This is a genomic window from Marinitoga sp. 1197, from assembly GCF_001021165.1.
Lineage (GTDB): Bacteria > Thermotogota > Thermotogae > Petrotogales > Petrotogaceae > Marinitoga.
In genome coordinates this window covers 77,239-98,358 of the sequence record NZ_AZAY01000010.1, presented here as the reverse complement: position 1 = coordinate 98,358, position 21,120 = coordinate 77,239, and the positions used below count along the sequence as shown (strand labels likewise).

The 21,120-nt window shown below is 25.4% G+C and carries 14 protein-coding genes, 1 other RNA gene and 2 pseudogenes; 14 read left to right on the top strand and 3 right to left on the bottom strand.

The genetic code is table 11. The annotated features are described in order from the left end of the window. From X275_RS11665 to X275_RS11325, 14 genes and pseudogenes are all read left to right on the top strand, one after another. Nucleotides 1-298 (top strand): annotated as a pseudogene (locus X275_RS11665) (Rpn family recombination-promoting nuclease/putative transposase); the annotation flags it as partial. Nucleotides 299-611: 313 nt separating this feature from the next. Next, the gene (locus tag X275_RS11000; RefSeq protein ID WP_052913577.1) at nt 612-1,283 is read left to right on the top strand and encodes a PilZ domain-containing protein; all 672 of its coding nucleotides are present in this window, start codon (nt 612-614) and stop codon (nt 1,281-1,283) included. A 2-nt stretch (nt 1,284-1,285) separates the two neighbouring features. Then, nucleotides 1,286-2,491, top strand: coding sequence for a hypothetical protein (locus X275_RS03145; protein ID WP_047267485.1), 1,206 nt, complete (start codon nt 1,286-1,288; stop codon nt 2,489-2,491). After that, on the top strand, nt 2,488-3,426 hold the full coding sequence (locus tag X275_RS03140) for a hypothetical protein (RefSeq protein WP_047267484.1): 939 nt from the start codon (nt 2,488-2,490) through the stop codon (nt 3,424-3,426). Before X275_RS03145 ends, X275_RS03140 begins: the two co-directional genes overlap by 4 nt. A 5-nt stretch (nt 3,427-3,431) precedes the next feature. Next, entirely contained in the window at nt 3,432-4,013 is a 582-nt protein-coding gene (locus X275_RS10995) for a hypothetical protein (protein ID WP_052913575.1), read from the top strand. A gap of 1 nt (nt 4,014) precedes the next feature. Next, nucleotides 4,015-5,421, top strand: a complete 1,407-nt coding sequence (gene pelF / locus X275_RS03130; RefSeq protein ID WP_047267483.1) for a GT4 family glycosyltransferase PelF — start codon at nt 4,015-4,017, stop codon at nt 5,419-5,421. A 1-nt stretch (nt 5,422) separates the two neighbouring features. Next, a complete protein-coding gene (gene pelG / locus X275_RS03125) occupies nt 5,423-6,844 on the top strand; it encodes an exopolysaccharide Pel transporter PelG (RefSeq protein WP_047267482.1) in 1,422 nt (473 codons plus the stop codon). Beyond that, nucleotides 6,841-9,138, top strand: a complete 2,298-nt coding sequence (locus tag X275_RS03120) for a DUF2194 domain-containing protein (protein WP_047267481.1) — start codon at nt 6,841-6,843, stop codon at nt 9,136-9,138. The genes pelG and X275_RS03120 overlap by 4 nt, the downstream gene beginning before the upstream one ends. Then, complete coding sequence (locus X275_RS03115) at nt 9,135-9,680, top strand: 5-formyltetrahydrofolate cyclo-ligase (protein ID WP_047267480.1); 546 nt, start codon at nt 9,135-9,137, stop codon at nt 9,678-9,680. The genes X275_RS03120 and X275_RS03115 overlap by 4 nt, the downstream gene beginning before the upstream one ends. Beyond that, nucleotides 9,677-10,459 (top strand): nitrilase-related carbon-nitrogen hydrolase, encoded by a 783-nt coding sequence (locus tag X275_RS03110; RefSeq protein WP_047267479.1) that lies wholly within the window; start codon nt 9,677-9,679, stop codon nt 10,457-10,459. The genes X275_RS03115 and X275_RS03110 overlap by 4 nt, the downstream gene beginning before the upstream one ends. Before the next feature lie 23 nt (nt 10,460-10,482). Next, complete coding sequence (locus X275_RS03105; protein ID WP_047267478.1) at nt 10,483-11,373, top strand: carbohydrate kinase family protein; 891 nt, start codon at nt 10,483-10,485, stop codon at nt 11,371-11,373. Between the two features lie 4 nt (nt 11,374-11,377). After that, complete coding sequence (locus X275_RS03100; RefSeq protein WP_047267477.1) at nt 11,378-12,283, top strand: MJ1477/TM1410 family putative glycoside hydrolase; 906 nt, start codon at nt 11,378-11,380, stop codon at nt 12,281-12,283. 232 nt (nt 12,284-12,515) lie between these two features. Continuing rightward, entirely contained in the window at nt 12,516-13,970 is a 1,455-nt protein-coding gene (locus X275_RS03095) for a glycosyltransferase (protein WP_047267476.1), read from the top strand. A gap of 63 nt (nt 13,971-14,033) precedes the next feature. Then, nucleotides 14,034-14,180, top strand: a pseudogene (locus tag X275_RS11325) (PD-(D/E)XK nuclease domain-containing protein); the annotation flags it as partial. Between the two features lie 124 nt (nt 14,181-14,304). On the opposite strand, the gene ssrA reads toward X275_RS11325, so the two are convergent. The 3 genes from ssrA to X275_RS03085 all read right to left on the bottom strand — a co-directional run bounded on the left by ssrA (nt 14,305) and on the right by X275_RS03085 (nt 21,092). Then, nucleotides 14,305-14,667, bottom strand: a transfer-messenger RNA (tmRNA) gene (ssrA, locus tag X275_RS11320). Between the two features lie 71 nt (nt 14,668-14,738). Beyond that, nucleotides 14,739-16,010 carry a hypothetical protein gene (locus tag X275_RS03090; protein WP_047267475.1) on the bottom strand — a complete coding sequence of 424 codons (1,272 nt, stop codon included), beginning with the start codon at nt 16,008-16,010 and terminating at the stop codon, nt 14,739-14,741. Between the two features lie 9 nt (nt 16,011-16,019). After that, nucleotides 16,020-21,092, bottom strand: a complete 5,073-nt coding sequence (locus X275_RS03085) for a fibronectin type III domain-containing protein (RefSeq protein ID WP_047267474.1) — start codon at nt 21,090-21,092, stop codon at nt 16,020-16,022. Nucleotides 21,093-21,120: the final 28 nt, after the last annotated feature.

Here is a 21,120-nt window from a genome sequence, read left to right as displayed (position 1 = left end):
ATTTCGAATGTTTGAAAACTTTGTAAAAGCAATAGATGAATCGTTAAAGGAAAGTTTTGAAAAAGGAATTGAGAAGGGTTTTGAAAAGGGAATTGAGAAAGGAATTGAGAAAGGAAAATTCGAAGGAGAAAAAACAATCGCAAAAAGTCTTTTATTTAAAAAATTTGGAGATAATATTGTTCCATACTTAAATAACCTTGATTATTTGGATATAAAAACAATTGAAGATTTAACTAACAATATCTTTGATATTACACTTGATGAGGTCATTAAAATCCTTAAAAGCACTAAATCGTAATTAACACAACCCAATGTTATGAACAATCTTATAATATAAGAAAATTGCCAAAAATCGATAAAAATTTATAAATAAAAATAGTTTAAATCGTCTGTGTTGTTTACAGACGATTTTTTTAATTTATTCTATTACTTGTAAAAAAATTTTTATAAAAATATTTAGGCGTGATTGAATTGAAGAATGCCTATTTAATGATATTTAAAAAAGTCTAAAATGAAATGACAATTTGCGAGTTTTCGCTTGCTTTACTAATTGGACACTCTAATATGATATAATATATATAAATATAAGAATTAATAAAAGGAGAAAAAACATGAAATATAATGAAAGCATTTTTATAGAAAAAATAAAATTAAAAAAAGTTCTTGCCACCGGTGACTTAATTGATATTGAACTACCAACCCAACATATTATTGGGAATAGTAGAATAATATCATTAAATTTCTTATCAAAATATGCTCAAATTTTACCTCCAATATACAAAAATTCAAAAATAAAATTATATAACGGGGAGAAGTTAAATATCAGAATATATGAAAATTCATCAAATATTATCATAAAATCCAAGGTTTTAAAAAAAGAATTGGATAACATTTTTGTATATTTGCCATTAACAGGTTTTAAAATTCAAAAAAGACTTTTTTATAGAATTCCTATAATTAGAGAAGGTTTATTACTCGATAATGAAGATAATAAAAATATTCCATTTGAAACAAGAGATTTTAGTGCTGGTGGAATGAAAATAGTTTCAAAACATTATTTAAACACTGAAAAAGAATACATAATAAAACAACTAGATATACATAAAAGTTTGATATTGAAAAATATAAATACACGTGTTGTACGATTAATTGGGGAAAATATATATGGAGAGAAAATTTATGGAATGAAATTTCTAAATATTAACTATAATTTAGAAAAAAACTTAGTTCGTTATGTAAATCTATATTCAATAAAATCAAAACATGGTATATTGGAGGATTAATAATGAACAAAAAAAATATTTTTGCTTTTTTAGAAATTGCTCTGATTCTAACATTATTATTTATTTTAGATATAACTAATAAATTTTTTGGATATATTTTTGTAGATCCTAATCCATATTTTATTTTTTCAATTCTTATAGCTATTCGATATGGTATCAATTTCTCTTTATTATCTGGAAGCATCAGTACTTTTTATATCTTTTTATCAATTTTCTTTAATGCCAGAAATGACTTTTTTAAATTTATTATTTCCTGGACTGTTTTAAAAAATCCCCTTTATATTTTTTTGTTTGGCTTTATAATCGGCTTTTTCAGAGATATGTATATTCAAAAAATAAATTATCAAAATGAACAAATAAACTTATTAAAAGAAAAAGTAAAATCATTAGAAGAAGATATACGAAAATATAAAAATATAACTGATGATCTTGAACACAAACTTGTTCTGGAAAAACAGGGAGTTTCTTTACTGGTAGAGAAATTAAAAGATATTGAATATAATAATTCAGAAGATATATTTAATGAAGCCATTGATTTAATTTCAGAATTTATCTATGCAAAAACCGTTTCTATTTATACTTTAAGTAAAAATAATTTTCTACGCATGAAGGTTAGAAAAGGTCCGCAATTTTTACCAAATTCTCTTCCAGTAGATAAATCTGTTGTAATAAGCATGGCTATGGAGTTTGGAAGTGCAAATGCAAATGTTTTATATTTGACAGAAGTAGAATATAATTTTGAATATGAACCTGCTATGGCCGTTAGTGTAAAGCATGGAAAAGAAATACTTGGTTTTATTATTATAGAAATAATAGATCCGGAAAAAATAAATAAAAATACAGAAATATATCTAAAAATTCTGGCGGATTGGTTAAGCACTTTATTGCTGGCTTCATCAAAATTATCTGAAAATCAAAACCCAGATTTTCTCACATCTGAAAAATTTAGCAATATTTTGGAAAAAATTGAAGAAAGAAGAAAAAGATTTGGAATTCCTTATTCTGTAGTAATTGTAAAATACAATAATATTAATTCAATAAATTTATTTAAAAAATTCATTCGAGATACCGATTTTCTTTTTATAGATAAAAACAAAAAAGAAATTAAAATAATTTTAACTTCGTGTTCCAAAGATGGTTTAACAAGGGTTTTAGATAATTTCAGCTACGAAAATATTAAAGTTATGGAGGCATATACAAAACAATGAAAAATATTTTTTTAATTATTTCGTTTTTTTCTGGAGTATGTGGGATTTTCTTATTTATTTTTAATTATTTTCATTATGGTTATGCTGCTGTTAGCATTTATACTATTATTTTGCTTTTCATTAATTATCATGAATATAAAAGTTCTTTTTCATTAAAAAATTTATTGCTAAAAACTACATTATTCTTTATAATATTCCCGTTTTATCCATTAATATTATTATTTCAAAAAAGGAATTTATCCCCTTTATATAAAGAAATAGATTTTTCAAAATATAATATTGTAAATTCAAAAAGTATTGGATTTTCTTCTGTTGATCTGGCTCCGTTTAATATTATTTTAAAATATGGAGATCCTGAACAGCGTAAATATGTTGTAAGATTGGTGTATAATTCAATAAAAAATGATAAAATAGATTTTGTAGAAGGGATAAATTTAATCAGAAGTGCAATTAAAGAGGACTCTCATCCTGATGTTATATTGTATGCATCTGATGCTCTGACAAATTTAGAAAATTTTTTAATTAAAAAAATCTCTTTTTATATGAAAAATTTAAAAACTTTAAAAGATTATATTGATTATGGTAAATATGCCTATTTTTATGCTAATTCTGGTTTTTTAGCAGGCGAACATAAACAGGAAGTTTTATGGCAAAGTTCAATTTTATTAAGAACTGCAATTGAAATATTTCCTGATAGCCCAAAATTAATTGTAATAACATTAAAAATCTTAGAATCATTAAATGAATTCGATACATTGGAAATATTATTAAATGAAAAGATTAACACAATTAAAGCTCAGGAAATATATGAATATGCAATAATCTATTATATAAAAAGAATGAAACAAAAAACTGTTCAAAAATTAGTTTCCGATTTTATAGACCTTGGTTTTTCAGCAAAACATAAATCTATAAAATTTTTACTGGGGGATTAAATTATATGAAAAAAAAATTTTTACAACCTTATTATTTATTATTTATATTAACTATGCTGTTAATAGTCATAACTATTATAATAAATTATAATAGCAATTATTCTTTTGACCCTGAATATATAAAAGAACTTCCATGGAATAAAAGAACATCATATATAAAACAAAAAGAATTATTAATAAAATTGGAAGGAAAAAATTATTTTAATGATGAAGATATTATACTCATAAACCAATTAATTTCTATATCTACTGCTTTAAAAGATGATAAAACTTTAAAAATTGCTCAAAAGTATAAACTTGATTTTTTATTATATTCAATAAAAAATCTAATGAATGATAATTCTATTTATGATTATATAAATAATATTGATTTCAAAACAAAGATACAGCTTTTTTTACTTTCAAACAACAATAATTATATATCTAATTTAATAAAAAACATGAACAAAAAGGAAAAACTACAAATGTTATTTATTTTAAAAATATTTTATCCAGAAAAATTTAATAACTTAAAAAACTTATTCGATAAAAAAGATATTGAAGATATTGAGTTAATTATCAAATATATTAATTTAAAAGGAGAATAATATGAAGGTTGGAATAGTTTTTGAAGGAACATACCCTTATGTTACCGGTGGTGTTTCAAGTTGGGGAAATACATTAATAAAAAGCATGAAAGATGTTGAATTCTGCATAATTCATATTGGTGATGTGCCAAAAATAAGAAAACCAAAATACAATTTTCCTGATAATGTTATAGATTATTTTGAATATTTTTTATTTGCAAAATATGACTTTTCCAGCAAATCAATTATAACTAAACAATTTGGCAATAAATTAAGAGAAATCTTAAAATATCCATTTGATGAAAAAGTTATGTCTGAAAATCTTTATAAACTTTTTCAGCAATATTCTAATTATGACTTTACAAGCTTGTTGAAATCTGAAACATACTGGGAAGTTATGCTTGATTTTTATAAAACATATATACCTTATGAAAATTTCACCAATTACTTCTGGACTTTGCAATCTATGCTTTTACCATTTTTAAATTCAATGACTGTTGATTTTCCAAAATGTGATATATACCATACTATAACAACTGGATATGCTGGTATTTCTGCAATTATGAACGGTATAAAAAATAACACTCCTGTAATTTTAACCGAACATGGTATCTATCATAGAGAAAGACAACTTGAGGTATTAAAAGCTGGATGGATAAAAGATGAATACAGACTTGCATGGATTAAATTATTTAATACCATTAGTTCATTGGTATATAAAGGATCAAAAAAAATTACAACATTATTTTCAAAAAATCAATTATTTGAAAAAGAATTATGTGAAGATGAATCAAAAATGTATGTAATTCCTAATGGAATAGATTTCGATAAATTTTCAAAATTAGAATACAGAAAAGAAAAAGATCCTTATATTGTTGGACTTGTTGGTCGTGTTGTGGAAATAAAAGATATAAAAACTGCTATTAAAGCGGCTAAAATGGTTAAAGAAAAAATTAAAAACTTCAAATTATTAATTATAGGGCCAACCGATGAAGAACCAGAATACTATAAAGAATGCCTTGATATGATTAAAATTTTTAGATTAGAAGATACTATTAAATTTACTGGAAAGGTTAATGTTCTTGATTATTATCCAAAAATAAATGTTTTATTACTCTCAAGTGTTAGCGAAGGGCAACCACTGGTTATTTTAGAAGCTTTTGCTGCAGGAATTCCTGTCGTGACTACTGATGTTGGAGCATGTTCGGAAATGATATATGGTTCCGATGAAGATATAATTGGAGAAGCTGGGATTGTTGTAAAGCCAAAAGACTTTGTAGGACTCGCAAAAGGATTAATTGAATTATATCAAAATGATGAATTTAGAATAAGTGCATCAAAACTGGCAAGAATACGCGTGAAAAAAAGATATAGATTAGAACAAATGATTAAAAATTATAAAGATTTGTATTTATCGGTGGTGAAATAAATTGGCTGGAATAGGCTTTAGATTAAATAAAATGTTTCATCAAGGTGGGGTTTCAACTGATTTATTGGCTATAGCGTATTCTGTAGTTGTTTCTTCTGGGCCATGGATAATAACAACTTTAACATTGTGGATTATCTTGAGCTTTTTAAAAATATCAAACATTTATTTTAATATTTCAATTGTTTATTCTTTTGTATTTTCTATAATAATTTCAGGATTATTTATAATGTTTGAGTCAAGAAGAATTTCAGACCTTATATATTCAAAAAAATACAAAAAAATATTACCTGAAGTAATGGGGATACTGATTTTTGCTACACTTTTCGCTATTTTTATTTTATATATATTTTTTTCTTTTTATAAACATGAAAGTTGGTTTGCTCTTTCTTTTTCTTATCTTGTTATTTCCCTATTAGCCTTATGGATAATTTCAATAGCTTCAATATCTACAAATGCTATAAACTGGTATATTATGGGATATATTATAATGGGCTTTTTCTCAATAATATTTTCAAAATATTTTGGATCAGAAAAAAATCCTTTGGGCTATATTTTAGGTTATGCTTTTGGGGTTAATATTGGAACATTTGTACATTATATTCTGGCCTTACTATATTTCGGAACAGATTTAAACTTAACCTCATTTGAATGGATAAAAGAAATTAAAAAATACTGGCATAATATTTTAATAGGATTTACCTATTACCTGGCATTATGGATAGACGATTTTATTATATGGCATTCAAAAGATTTTGGAGAAATGCCAATTAATGGTTTTTATTTTTCTTTTATTTATGACAGTCCAATGTTTATAGCTTATTTAACCATAATACCAACAGCAACTATGTTTATACTTGTTCTGGAAACCAGGTTCTACAAAACATATAAATTATTTTATGACTCATTAATTGAAGGATACAATTATTATGAAATCAATATTAGAAAAGAAAACATGGAAAAAGAATTAAAATTTGATATTAATTTAACCATCAGGGTTCAGGTAATTATTACATTTATATTATTATTGCTAAATGAATTAAATATGCTACCTTTTATTTCGGAAATATTTAAACCAATATTAAGGTTAGGTTTAATCGGAGCTATGATGAATTCTTTTTATCTCATGATTATGCTTTTGTTATTATATTTCGATTTCAGAAAAGAAACATTATACTTAAATATTTCAGTACTTTTAATAAATTTATTATTAAGTATTATTTTCTTAGATAAATTTGGTTTTTACTCACTTGGAGCAAGTTATACCTTTGCCTTTACAATAGGAACATTTATCGGATATAAAATATTAATTTCAAAAATTAAAGATTTAATAAAAACAGAATATTATAGACAAAAATTAGCTGTTGAGGATGGATATTATCTTTATTATAAAGACATTAAAAATTTAATGGAGGAAAAATTATGAAAAAATCAATTATCTTAATAGCACTTTTTTTAATAACACTTTCTTTATTTGCACAAAAAGACCTTTTGTTACTTTATAAAGGGTCAGAACAATATGGAGAATTTATGTTTAAATACCATATTATTCCAATTCTGGAAAAATATAATGTAAATTATGAAATAAAAGATATAGAAAAAATGAATTATTATAGAATTGATAATAAAAAATATTTTGGAATAATAAGCTGGTATTATTCCCCTGAATTAAAAGACTCTCATTTATATTTAAGACAATTATCTACTTTTGTAGAAAATGGTGGATTTTTTTTCTTTTTTAACAATCTTGGCGTAACTTCTGATATTAGAGAAATAAATAATTTATTGAATAAAATCGGTATACACTATATGTACGGATATAAAGAATTAAAAGATTATAAAATAACATATAAAAAAGAATACTTTTTAAGTCCTCCAGCAACTTCAAACAAACAGCCTGTTGAAAAATATGTTGTTTTTGGAAATAATGTGATATTATCATATAAATATGAAAATAACTTCTATCCAATGATTATACTGTCTAAAAATGGTGGTGGCGCTATTTTTAATAGTTTTATCAATAAACATGGTGATATTATTCTGGATATAAAAAAGATAATATTAGAATTAATAAATCAAAAAGTTGGAAAAGAAAACAAAATTTTAATAATAAAAACAAAATTTGATAGTGCTGAATATTTATCTTCCCAAAAAGAACTTAAAAAAATTTTTACCTATGCCAAACTTAATTACGAATTCATAAATGTTGAAGATTTTTATAACTTATCTTTTATTGATTTATTACCATATAAATATATAATCTGGAATACCAATGCAGAATATATCGAAACTAACACAATAAAACGATTTATCAACAATGGTGGTTCTTTTATTTTTTCGACTAGTTTAAATAACACACCTTGGAAAAATGAAATTATTGAAGATAACACAAATATATCAAAAATAATTTTTTCAAAAAAACTCTTTCCAATTGGAAATGAGAAAAATGGCGATTCTATATTAAAAAGATATTTTAGTATAACATTCAACATAAAATTTGATAAAAACAAAAATATTTTAGCTTATTTAAGTGATGATAACAATAAAAAAATTCCTATAATATGGTATGAAAAACACAATAATGGTTATATAGGATACATTTATCCAAGCATTATTTTAAAATCTACAAGAGGTTTAATATTACAAACAATCTTAGAGATGCAAGATGTATCTATTGCCGGATTATTAAATTCTTATATTTTTTATATTGATGATTTTCCATTACCTTCCTATAATATTACAAAAAATATAGATGGCAAAAAAATTACTGATGATGAATATTATTATAATGTATGGTGGCCATCAATAAAAAAATTTTCCGAAAAGTTTAATATAAAATATACTTTTGTAACTCCTTTAAGTTACAATGGTGCAAGTACACCACCCTTTGAATTTACTGAATTTTTTATAAGCAAAAGCAATAGTCCATATAAAACCTTAAAAGAAATAGACAAATCTGAGTTTGAACTTGGGCTACATGGATATAATCATAACTCTTTAACAAAAGAAAAATGGGATAATCCCGAAAATATAGTATTGAGCTTAGATGCAGCTAAAAACTTTTTAAGTAAAGTTTTAAACCACCCTATTGTAATAAGTAGTTATGTTGCTCCAAATAATTTAATAGATTCTTATGGTGCAAATTATTTATTAAAAGCATTACCAACTATAAAAACTATTGGAACCTCTTATGAAAGTAATGACGAGTTTTCTGAATATAAAATTACAAATAATTTTGTAGTAATAATTCCAAGATCCACTTATGGTTATTATCCATTGAATAGACTATATCTAACAACTATAAACACTCTTGCCAACTTTGGTACTTTTCAACACTTTATACATCCAGATGATGTATTTGCAAAAGATAGAAATCCTGAAAATAAAACATGGAATGAAATGTATCATAATCTGGAAACTTTTTATACTACAATAAAAACAAAATTTCCCTGGCTTAGAAATCAAACAGCGTCAGAAGCGTATCCATATTTTTTTGATTATCTAAGTCAAGATGTTAAATATTACTGGAAAGGTAAAAGTTTAGATGTAATAATTCCGGATTCTTCCTTATTCCCAAAATACTTCATGATAAAATCAAAAAAGATTATTAGAAAAATAAGTGGTGGAAAAATTATTCATTATTATAGAGAAAACAATTTATATATAATTGAAATGAATAAAAATATTATGAATATAACTTTTCTGGATGTGAAAAAATGAAAAATAAAATTAGAAAATTAATGTTAGAAAAACGAACAAATTTAAAAATAAAATTATATAATACCTATAATGAAATAATATTAAAAAAAACAATAGAATATCTGAAATCTATAAAATTTAATAGCATAGCTACTTATTATCCTTTCAGAAATGAAGTAAATTTGTTAAAGTTGGTTGATCTTTTAAACGATAAAGATATAGTTTTTCCAAAAATCAAAGGAAAAGATATATATTTTGTAAAGGTAACTTCAGTAAATGATTTTGAAAAAGGAAAATTTGGAATAATGGAACCCGTTGGAACATCTTACAATAAAAAAATAGATGTATATATAATTCCAGGTGTTGCTTTTGATAAAAAAATGTATAGACTTGGCTATGGTGGAGGATACTATGACAGATATTTTTCAAGAAATACAAAAACACATTTAATAGGAGTAGCCTTTGATTTTCAAATCTTAGAAAGTCTGCCTGTATATAAACATGATATAAAAATGGATATAATATTTACAGAAAATAGAGTTATAAAGGGTGATGATTTATGAAAATTGGATTAGTACAATTTAAACCTCATCTATTTCAGGTAAAGGAAAACGTAGAGAGGGGTATAAATCTAATTAAAAGTGAAAGCGCTGATTTATTTGTATTTCCTGAACTTGCATTTACAGGTTATACTTTTAATACAAAAAATGAAGTCGAATGGGTCTCTGAAAACATGAATGGCTTTTCTATAAAAGCTTTTAAAGACTTTGCAATATCAAAAAAAACAAATGTTGTTTTTGGATTTGTTGAAAATGACAATGAAAAATTTTATAATTCATCTATACTGATAAAATCAGATGGAAGTCATAGAATATATAGAAAAACACATCTATTTTATGAAGAAAAATTATTTTTTGAAAAAGGCAATACGGGTTTTTGGGTTGAAAATATCAATGGCGTTAAAATAGGACTTGCAATATGCTTTGATTGGTTTTTCCCAGAATCTTTCAGAACTCTGGCTTTAAAAGGCGCTCAAATAATTGCACATAGCGCTAATTTAGTTATGCCTTATTGTCAAGAAGCTAATAAAATACGATCTTTAGAAAACAGAGTTTTTATTGTAACCTCAAATAGATGGGGGGAAGAAATAAATGCTCTTAATTCAAATAAATTTACCGGAATGAGTCAAATAACAAATCCAGATGGAAAAGTAATTGTAAGATTCCCTCAAAAAGGTGACAAAGTTAAAATTGTGAATATAAATCCAGAAGAAGCTAATAATAAAAATCTGAATAAACATAATAATATTTTCTATGATAGAATACCTGAATTCTATAAATAAAAAATCTATGAGGAGAGGTGTATATGTTTTTATCAATAGGTGAAGTATTAATTGATATGATAAGTGAATTTGATTCATTAGAGAATGCAAACGTTTTCCGAAAATTTTTTGGTGGTTCTCCTGGAAATATAGCTGTAAATTTAGCCAGGCAAAATATAGAAAGTTATATATTATCCACTATAGGTAGAGACCAATTTGGTTTATTCATTAAAAATTATTTGAAAAAAAACGGTGTAAATACATCCTTTTTATTCGAAAAGGAAGATGTAAATACTGATATAGTATTTGTAAATAAATCAAAAAAAACTCCGGAATTTAAAGCTTATCAGAGCTCTTCAATAAATCTGGAAATACCTGATATTGACTTAAGTACTTTTAAAATTATACATATATCTTCTTGGGCAATATCAGAAACAACTCAATTTGAAAAAATACTCCAGCTGGTAAAGAAAGCTAAATCAAAAAATATAATAATAGGATTTGATCCAAATTATCGTACAGTCTTATGGCATAATAAATATTCTATAATAGAAGTTTTAAAAATCTTTGGGCCATACATTGATATAATAAAACCATCACTTGATGATGCTGAAAATATATTTGGAAATGCAAATATTGACAATTTTAAAAAACTGGGAATAAAAAATATAATTTTTACATTGGGTGAAAAAGGCGCTATTGTTTATAATAAAAATTATAATATTTCTCTTCCATCATATAAAACAAATGTTATTGATGTTACCGGAGCTGGAGATGCTGTGTGGTCTGGAATATACATAGGATTGATAAATAACTTAAATATAGTTGAATCTGTAAAATTAGGATTGGCTTTTGCTGCAGAAAAATTGAAATATACCGGTGCAATTGCACCTTTAGATAACTGGAAAAACATTAAAAATAAATATGTAAGGTGATATTATGGAAAAAACTATAATATTCATATTAATATTATTAATTGGAACTCCTTTTTTAATACCGTTATTTATAGAAAAACTTGACGTCCCATTGATATATCAATTGACTAATATAGATTTAAATAAAATTACCCTTTTTTATAATCCAAAATTTTTAATAATTGATTATTCAAAAGATGGAAGTGAAAAAAATGAGTTTAAAAAATATCAAATAGATAGACTAAAAGGAATTATAGCCTTAGCTTATTTAAGTATAGGTGAAGCGGAGAATTATAGATATTATTGGAAAGATGATTGGTATAATAATCCACCAGAATGGCTTGATGGTGAAAATAAAAATTGGCCTGGAAATTATAAAGTAAAATACTGGGATAAAGAATGGAAAAATATAATATTTGATTATCTTGATAAAATTATTTCTCAGGGATTTAAAGGTGTATATATCGATCTTGTCGACAGTTATGTATACTGGGCTAATAATGGCTATAACATAAAAATAACTGCTAACAGAATGATAGATTTTATAGTTGAAATTGCTGACTATGCCAGAAAAAAAAATCCTGACTTTCTTATAATACCTCAAAATGGCGAAGAAATTATAGAGTATGATAATGGACGATATTTAAACGTTATATCGGGTATTGGAATTGAGAGTTTATTTTATACAAAGCTGAAAAAAAACAAAGAAAAATATATAGATCATCGTTTAAAATATATATTAAAAATCAAAAATTCAGGAAAACCTGTTTTAGTAACAGATTACATATATAATCCAAAAAATATTAATAAAGAAAAGATTATGGATTTTATAAATTTATGTAATCAATATGGATTTTATGGATATCCAGCAAATAAAAATCAAAGATTAAATGATATTTCTGATGCTTTAAAATTTTTTAAAAATAAATAGAATAACTAAACTTAAAGGGTGTCCAAAAAGTAAAGTTGCTCAAACCTTAATTGCTAATCTTCAAAAATAGCATATTTTCGCCGGTCGTATCAGACTCACATCCATGTTCGGTATTTTGCATCCATGCAAAATTGACCGGCTTCATATGCTATTTTTTCAGGCAATTTTCGAGTTTTCGCTTACTTTACTAATTGGACACCATATAAACTTAAAATAAGGATGAGGTGAAAAAATGAGAATAGCTTTTTTTAATCCACAAGGAAATTTTGATAAAAAAAATTCGAGACTAACTCAACACCCAGATTTTGGAGGACAATTAATTTATGTACGTGAAGTGGCCATGGAACTCTCGAAATTAGGAGTTAATATTGACATATTTACACGAAAAATTGAAGATGATAATTGGTCAGAATTCAAAGATGATTTTGATCATTATGATGGTTTTGAAAATTTGAAAATTATTAGAATACCTTTTGGAGAAAAAAAATTTTTAAGGAAAGAACTTTTATGGCCATATTTGCAAACTTTTTCGGAAAATATTTTTGAATATTACAAAAAACTTGGTGAATTACCAGATTTTGTTACCACACATTATGGTGATGGTGGTATAAGTGGTGCAATTTTTGAAAATATTACACATATACCTTTTTCGTTTACTGCTCATTCATTAGGAGCTCAAAAACTTGATAAATTAGGGGTTAATATAAATAATTTTGATGCCTATGATAAAGAATATAATTTTTCAGCAAGAATAATTGCTGAAAGAATTTCCATGAATAGATCTGCATTTAATATTGTAAGTACAAATCTGGAAAGATTTGAACAATATGGACATCAATTATATGAAGGGGCTATAGATATAAATGATAATTCCAAATTTAAAATTATCCCTCCTGGAGTAAATACAAAAATATTTTCTCAAAATAAAAAATATATTGATAATATATTCTGGGGAAAAATAGAACAATATTTATTAAGAGATCTGGATAATCTCAATAAACAATATATAGTACTTTCAAGTAGAATTGACGAAAAGAAAAATCATATTGGTGTGGTTAAGGCTTATTCTCAATCCACACATTTACAGAAAATAGCCAATTTGGTTATTTTTGTTAGAGGATTAAAAAATGGCTTTGAGGATATTGATAAACTTTCAAAAAAAGAACAGAAAATTATCAAAGAAATAAAAAATATTATAGAGAAATATAATTTATATGGAAAAGTATCATTATTTGATGTTCCAGGCCAGGAAGAACTAGCAAGTGCCTATAGATATTTTGTAAAAAGAAAATCTGTATTTGTATTACCAGCTTTCTATGAACCCTTTGGTCTGGCACCAATTGAAGCAGCGGCTGTAGGATTATCAATTGTAGCAACAAAAAATGGTGGTCCATCAGAAGCATTTGATAATGGCAATTACGGTGTTTTAATAGATCCGATGGATATTAAAAATATTATAAACGGATTAATTGAAGGATTAAAAAATTTTGATAAATATTCTGAATTAGGTAAGAAAAGAGTTCTTACCAATTATACATGGAAAATAACAGCAAAAAAATATCTTGAAGCTATTGAAAATTATCTAAAAAACCCGAGCAAAAGTTATAATTATATACCTATTTCAGAATTTTTCTCTGATAACAACATTGCCAAAAATATTATATTAAAATATTTAAAATCAATTTAATAATATAACCTGTCTTCTGAGTAGGATACATTTATGCTATAATAATACTGAGAAAAAACAAATGTGGATAAAAGTGCAATTGATGCAATAAAACAAATAAAAGAAAAGAAATATTATGAAAAATACAGAGGAAAAGAAATATATATAATAGGAATAAATATCAATTCAGAAAAAAGAAATATTGATGATTATATAATTGAAAAGATATAATACAAAATCCCCGAAAACGGGGATTTTGTGGTAGTATAATATAAACTGTGTAAAAATAAAAAAAGAGGAGCCCTTTATGAGCTCCTCGGAGCTTCAGGCTTAGAAAGCCATCGCTCATATATGTTGGTGGAGACGGCGGGAGTCGAACCCGCGTCCGAAAGCAGAGTAAGCCGGACTTCTCCGAGCGCAGCCTGTGTTTTGATTTTTACTTAATCTTCTCCCACAGGCAGGATAAGATTAAGCTATCTCCCTAAAATTTCCCCAAAAATCCAGGAGAAAGATTTTTGGGTAAGGGTCATTGTTTATGACGCCCTATTCAGCTATTTGACCCAGAACAGCTGAAAGGACGGCTGCTATTTTATATTAAGCAGCTAAAGCGTAATTTTCTTCGGCAATTCTCTTTTTTGACCGATTATTTTACGTGGTAACAGTCTTCCACGGCTCGCTTTCCGACTTACTCTACCCCCGTCGAAACCGTTTCGTCCCCAGGCGATATTCATTATAACATAATTAAGTAACATTTTCAACCTTTTAGACGAAAAATATTTACAAAAAGTTTTAATTGGTTATAGTTAAAACCTTTTTTATTGTTTTGCTATAATTATAATAGTTTATATCTACTTTAAATATTATATTTTGAGGAAAATTTTCATTTAATGGTACTTTAAATATATTATTTTTTATATCCACTTTTTTATTATTATAATAGACAAAAAAGCTATTAATATACTCCTTTTCCGAATTCAAAAAATATATTTCTGGTATTTTTATTTTAAATAGTCCCGAACTTTTTTCTCTTCCAAGATATTCAATATCTATTTTTATATCACTGATATTTTTAGGATTGTTTTTTACCACTATTTTTTTTATTCCATTAATATACTTCCCATTAACATTTACCTCATAATATAAATCATAAGATCCACTTTCGCCAAAAGGTTCTAATATTACCGTATTATCCAAATATGAATATTTTACTTCCTTAGAATCTCCTAAAACCTTAAATTTTATAAATTTTATTTCATAATTTTTTATCTCATTTGAAAATTTGTCATATACTTTAATATTTCTTATATGTAGAATATTCTGATTATCTGTAAAAATGCTTTTTTTATCAAAATCAAAAGATATATTGGTTACCTTTGCTGGTTGAACTTTCAATATAATTGTCTTCATTTTTTTCGCTTTATTGCCTGCATAGATATTAATTTTATATTTTCCCGATTCATGAATTTTCGGTAATTTTAAATATATTTCACCAAATTGATTCGTTTTTCCAATATATACGATATCTTTATTATTTATAGAATAAAATATATCTACATTTTCTGCCACATCATTTTGAGTTTTTGCTGTTAATCTTATATTTACTTTTTCTCCTGCAATATTATATATATAATCAGGACTTTCTATATATGAAACAATATCCTTTCCAAATTTTATAACTGGTATGTTTAACCCCACACCAAAAATCTGATTATTATTCTTATTAAGAGTGTAATTAAAATAAAAATTAGAATAATTTATCATTATCCCTATAGAAAAATCATTATTATACTTCAAATATGGTTCTAAAGAAAATTTTCCTAATTTTGCAAATGTTGATATTAAACCGCTAAATTGTAAGTTATTCTGAGTGCCGAGCTGAATTTTCAAAGGTATATTACCAGAATTATATCCTATATATAAATAATGTCCGTTTATACTTTTAAAAGATTGGTTATAATATAGAAAATCATAATTATAACCAATATATATATTATGTAATTTTCCAAAAGCAAAAATAGACATAAATAATACGGATAATAAAATTAAAATTTTTTTTGCCATATTATCCCCCTATTCCGGTGTACTCCAACCTAATAAATTGGAATCTGTTTTTATAATATATGAATTACCATATTCTCTGTCATTAAATGATTTTGTTTGGCCAAATATTATATATCCACCATCTGATGTTTTTATTATACCATTTGCAATGTCATTACCTTTTCCATAGATATGTTTTTTTGTAACATTTAAACTGAAATCTGCTCTTAGTATTTCAATATTTCCATTATTGCTATTTAATACTATTAAATATCCATCTTCTGTTTTTAATATTTTTACAAATGTATTGATAAAATCATTTTCATATATTGGCGAGAATATTTCATTTAATCTATAACTGTATGTTTTTACAACTAAATCATTAGTTGTAAATCCGGCAAGTACTATATCATTTCCACTATCGTTTATATCATAAATAGCATCTATATCCGATAACAATTTCTCTGATTCTACATTGAAATTCTCATCCAGCTTTATTAAATATCCCGATCCATTTTTGCTACCAGAAAGTATATATTTTTCTTTTCCATCTTCATCTATTATATTTATAACGGAATTTAATTTAGCTTTACTATAAATTAATGTATTCAACAGTGTAGAACCATTTGATGGGTCAATCTTTTCTATGAAATCACCTGTAGAACTGCTCCCAACAATAATATAAGAATTGTCAGATAATTTTATATAATCATTTATAATATCTCCTGCAACATTTGTTGGAGTGGAATTTAATGAATTCAAATTATTATCATATTCTCTGAATTCTATTTTTCCAGAATTTATACCCAACAATGTTATATTCGAAGAAGTGTCCATAAAGTATGGAGTGAAATCTATTGTTACAGATGAATCTTTTGTTGTTTCTGTTCCGTCTTTATCCATTTTTGATAAATAATATGTATTATCTTCTTTCTGAATAAAAGTAAAATCTCCTGTACCTAATTCCTTTACATCTATAATTTCATCTAAAGTTGAATTGGCCCCTTTTTCAATTGTAAAAATATTTGTGTCTATACTTGATGTTTTAAATGTAATTGTTGATTCGCTATAATCTTCTTTTTCATCTATTGCTCTAACCTTCCAATAATATGTATTATTCGGAATAAGTCTTGATGAAAAATATTCTTTTTCAGTTGTGTTATATACTACAGTACTATAATTACTATCATCATTAGATTTCAATAAATCAAAAGTAACATTTTGACCTTCAGGATCAACAGAATACCAGCTTATTAAAGCTTCAAGTCCATTATATATAGTATATTCTATATTGGGTTTTTCCGGTTTTGTATTAACCTTAAAATTCATTATATTAGATTCTGCTATTCCACCATAAGAATCTTTTGCAATGACTTTCCAATAATAAATTTTCCCATTTTCAAGTCCCTTTATATTATAACTGTTGTATGTGTAATCTGATATTATCCTATTTAAATTCTCCGGACTATTTCCAGTGTAAATATCGTATTTTAATGTATCGTTATCTTTATCGCTTGCTAGCCAGCTTAAAGTAACGTTTTTTTCTACACCCATAGAATTATTTAATGGATAAAATTTATCATTATCAAATGTGGGATACGCATTTGATTTAAATTGTTTAACCTCAGATTCAGCTTTACCTCCTTTATTATCATATGCTACTATTTTCCAATAATACGTGGTATTATTTTTGAGATTACTTAGTTCATATTCTTTTTCTGTTGTTGTTTCAATTAGATCCATAGAATTTAAAGATTCACCAATATATACTTCATATGTTAATTCATCACCATCTGGATCATATGCATTCCAATAAATCTTATCCCCATTTTTTGCATGAGTTTGTTGGTCAGTCCTTAATGAGTCATTATATATAACAGGGTTTTTAGTGGTTGAAAAAATTATTTCTGTTGAGCTATATGATAATTTATCATCAGAAACTTGAATCTTTATTTTATAATTAGAATCTGCATCTAATGTAAAATTATAATTATTATTTGACGTTTGAACTGTTTTGATAATAGTATTTTCTTTAAATAATTTCAGTGTATAATTTAAGATATCATTTACATCTTTATCTTCTGCGTCCCATTCAATATTTAGATTAAGCTGAACATTTGTTGCATTATTTGAAATGTTTATATGAGTTATTTTGGGCTGATATGTCGTTATAAATTTTCTCAATTTTGTTTCTGTATAACCTTTCATTTCATCTTCAAGACGGATTTTCCAGTAATATGTAGTTCCTGGTTCAAGTGTTGCATTCATATTGTATTCATTTGTTCCCTGAGCATTTGAAATATATTCACTTTGTAAATTATCAATATTTTTCCCAAAGTATACATATAAACTATATGTTGAAGAATCTGGATCGTCTGCATACCATATTATCTTTGGATTTAATGAAATATCTTCTGAATTATCGCCTGGAGAATAATCCTGTAAAATGGGGGGTTGATTTATATTTAATAAAAGTTCTTGGCCTTTTAAATAAAAACCCTTATCATTAAAAGCTTTAATGTATATATTGTATTTTCCACCTTCTGGAATTTCTATTACATAAATATTATTTGTTACGTTTGTTGCTATTAGAGTTTCTTCACCATTTTTACTTTTTTTATATATATTATAGTATGATACATTTAAACTATTTTTCCATTTTATTTTTAATTTATTTGGGTATTTTTTTTCATTGAATGTATATTCTTTAGAAGGATCATAATAATCATAAATATTTGTTATGTTCGGCGCAACTATTGGAGCATCTCCTGTAATAAATGTTGCAGGAAATGTTACTGAAGTAGCCATATTGCTATCTTTCGCCAATATTTTCCAGAAATATTCTGTTTTTGGAAGTAAATCCGTTAATTCATAAGAATTATTGGTCGTGGTTGCTACCTGTTCATCATTTAGGTAAACTGTGTATTCAATATCATCATTATCTGGATCTGCCGCACTCCAGTTTAATATTACAGTTGAATTCATATCTATTTGAGAAACAGGGCTAATTAATGTTATCTGAGGATAATTGGTTGTTTTAAATGTCTGTGTCGCTGAAATTGTTGTTGCAAAATTACTGTCTTCAACAAAAACACTCCATGAATATTCAGTATCTGGTTTTAAATATTTATTATAAGTAAATTCCGTTGAATTAAGAGTATATGAAACGACTTCATCATCTGATAATTTTATATTTAATATATAACTTAATTTATCGTTATCAGGATCGTTCACATCCCATTTAAATATAGGTTTTAATGACTCATTATTCCCATCTGGACTTTCTAAAATTACTTGAGGTTTATTAGTCGTTGAAAAGGTTATAATTCCACTACTACTCGAAGCATTTTCTGTATCATAAGCAACTATTTCATATTGGTATTTTGTTTCTGGAAATAATAATCCAGAAAATGTATATGAATTTTCCAAAGTTGTTGATAACAAAGTCAAATTTTCAGAATATTTTGAAAAATATATTTCGTAATAAGAGATATTATCATCTTCGAAATTCCAGTTTATCGTCGGTTTTAAACTTATATTTTCAGCATTTAGACTTGGACTGCTTGAGTTAAAAATTGGTTTTTTATTAGTAATAAATGTTGCTATATCACTTATAGATGTTGCATTATTGGTATCAATTGCCTCAACCTTCCAATAATATATCTTCCCATAATCAAGATTACGAATAGTATATTCCTCTTTTTCTGTTGATGCCAATTTTTCCAATATTATTGGATTTTCTCCAAAATAAATATTATAAGATATTCCATCATCTGGATCATAACTTTCCCATGTCAATGTTGCTATATTTGTTGGAATATTTATTTCATTATTTGGAGATAGATTATATGGTTTTATTGGATCTAAATTTGTTCTGAATTTTACTATTTTTCCTTTAACGTAGTTTCCTTTACCATCATCAACATCCACTCTTAATGCGTAATATTTACCTTTTTCTAAATTGACATTGAAATAATTATTTACAGTTTTTTTATCATATTTCAAATCATTTGAAAAATCTATAAACTCATCATTTTCATCTATTTCTTTTAATAAGAAATGATATGTTAGCTGATCATTATCAATATCTGTTGATTCCCAGGTTATTTTAGCATTTTCAGGAACACCAACAGCATAATTTTCTGTTTCCAGAGTCTTTTTAGGATATGTTATTTCAATTTCTGGTTTATACGAAGTGGTGAATTTTAATATTGGGCTTTCAAAATTATTTTTAACATCCTTAATTTTCCAGTAAAATGTGCTTCCAGAAGGCAGATTTTTCAAAGTAAATGTATTTCCTGTAATATTCTTTTCAACGTAATATTTTCCATCATCTGATAAATCATTATTTGGAGAAAAAATCAACAAAAACTCTTTGGAATCAATTGAATAATTCCATTTTAATTCTATTGTGTTTACGGGAATACTTAAAGAATTATCTGAAGGATAAAAGCCATAAAAAGCAAGATCCGAGACTTCGATATTAATTACTTCTTTATTGCTAACTCCAATTGTATCGTATGCTATTAACTTAAAATAATATGTTTTCCCATAATCTAACTCATCTACTCTAAATCCTTCATTTAAACCTTCGAATATTTTATTTTCAGGATTAAATTCAGGATTATCTGACATATACAATAAATATTTCTTTATTCCATCTCTATCTTCTGCGCTCCAGGACAGATTAATATAATTTTGATTAATGGTTGTTTTATTAATATTGAAAAATATTTTTGGAATATCTGTTGTTTTTATTTCATATATTTTCGAATCTGTATATGAATTGCCAATTATACTCCTAATTTTTAAGTAATATGTTGTGTCAGGTTCTAAATTTGAAATTTTAGCAAAAGTTTTTGATGTTGATATTTTGTTATTTAGCAATGTTTTAGCTTTTCCATAATAAACTTCAAAATTAATATTATCAAAATTACTATTGGAATCTAAATTCCAACTAATATCAAAACTCAAAGGAAGATTATTTAATACATCTTCCTTTGGATAATCTAAAATGGGTTTTGGGGGAGGAGCCTTAAAAATGCAAGAATTTAAAACAAAAATAATCAAAATCACAAAGATATATATCAGATTTTTTTTCATTCCATCACCTCGATTTATTATTCTACGC

Excerpts from the sequence above, each read along its gene's own strand:
- X275_RS11000 (WP_052913577.1), top strand. The coding sequence starts at position 612 with ATGAAATATAATGAAAGCATTTTTATAGAAAAAATAAAATTAAAAAAA.
- X275_RS03145 (WP_047267485.1), top strand. The coding sequence starts at position 1,286 with ATGAACAAAAAAAATATTTTTGCTTTTTTAGAAATTGCTCTGATTCTA.
- X275_RS03140 (WP_047267484.1), top strand. The coding sequence starts at position 2,488 with ATGAAAAATATTTTTTTAATTATTTCGTTTTTTTCTGGAGTATGTGGG.
- X275_RS10995 (WP_052913575.1), top strand. The coding sequence starts at position 3,432 with ATGAAAAAAAAATTTTTACAACCTTATTATTTATTATTTATATTAACT.
- pelF (WP_047267483.1), top strand. The coding sequence starts at position 4,015 with ATGAAGGTTGGAATAGTTTTTGAAGGAACATACCCTTATGTTACCGGT.
- X275_RS03120 (WP_047267481.1), top strand. The coding sequence starts at position 6,841 with ATGAAAAAATCAATTATCTTAATAGCACTTTTTTTAATAACACTTTCT.
- X275_RS03115 (WP_047267480.1), top strand. The coding sequence starts at position 9,135 with ATGAAAAATAAAATTAGAAAATTAATGTTAGAAAAACGAACAAATTTA.
- X275_RS03110 (WP_047267479.1), top strand. The coding sequence starts at position 9,677 with ATGAAAATTGGATTAGTACAATTTAAACCTCATCTATTTCAGGTAAAG.
- X275_RS03105 (WP_047267478.1), top strand. The coding sequence starts at position 10,483 with ATGTTTTTATCAATAGGTGAAGTATTAATTGATATGATAAGTGAATTT.
- X275_RS03100 (WP_047267477.1), top strand. The coding sequence starts at position 11,378 with ATGGAAAAAACTATAATATTCATATTAATATTATTAATTGGAACTCCT.
- X275_RS03095 (WP_047267476.1), top strand. The coding sequence starts at position 12,516 with ATGAGAATAGCTTTTTTTAATCCACAAGGAAATTTTGATAAAAAAAAT.
- X275_RS03090 (WP_047267475.1), bottom strand. The coding sequence starts at position 16,010 with ATGGCAAAAAAAATTTTAATTTTATTATCCGTATTATTTATGTCTATT.
- X275_RS03085 (WP_047267474.1), bottom strand. The coding sequence starts at position 21,092 with ATGAAAAAAAATCTGATATATATCTTTGTGATTTTGATTATTTTTGTT.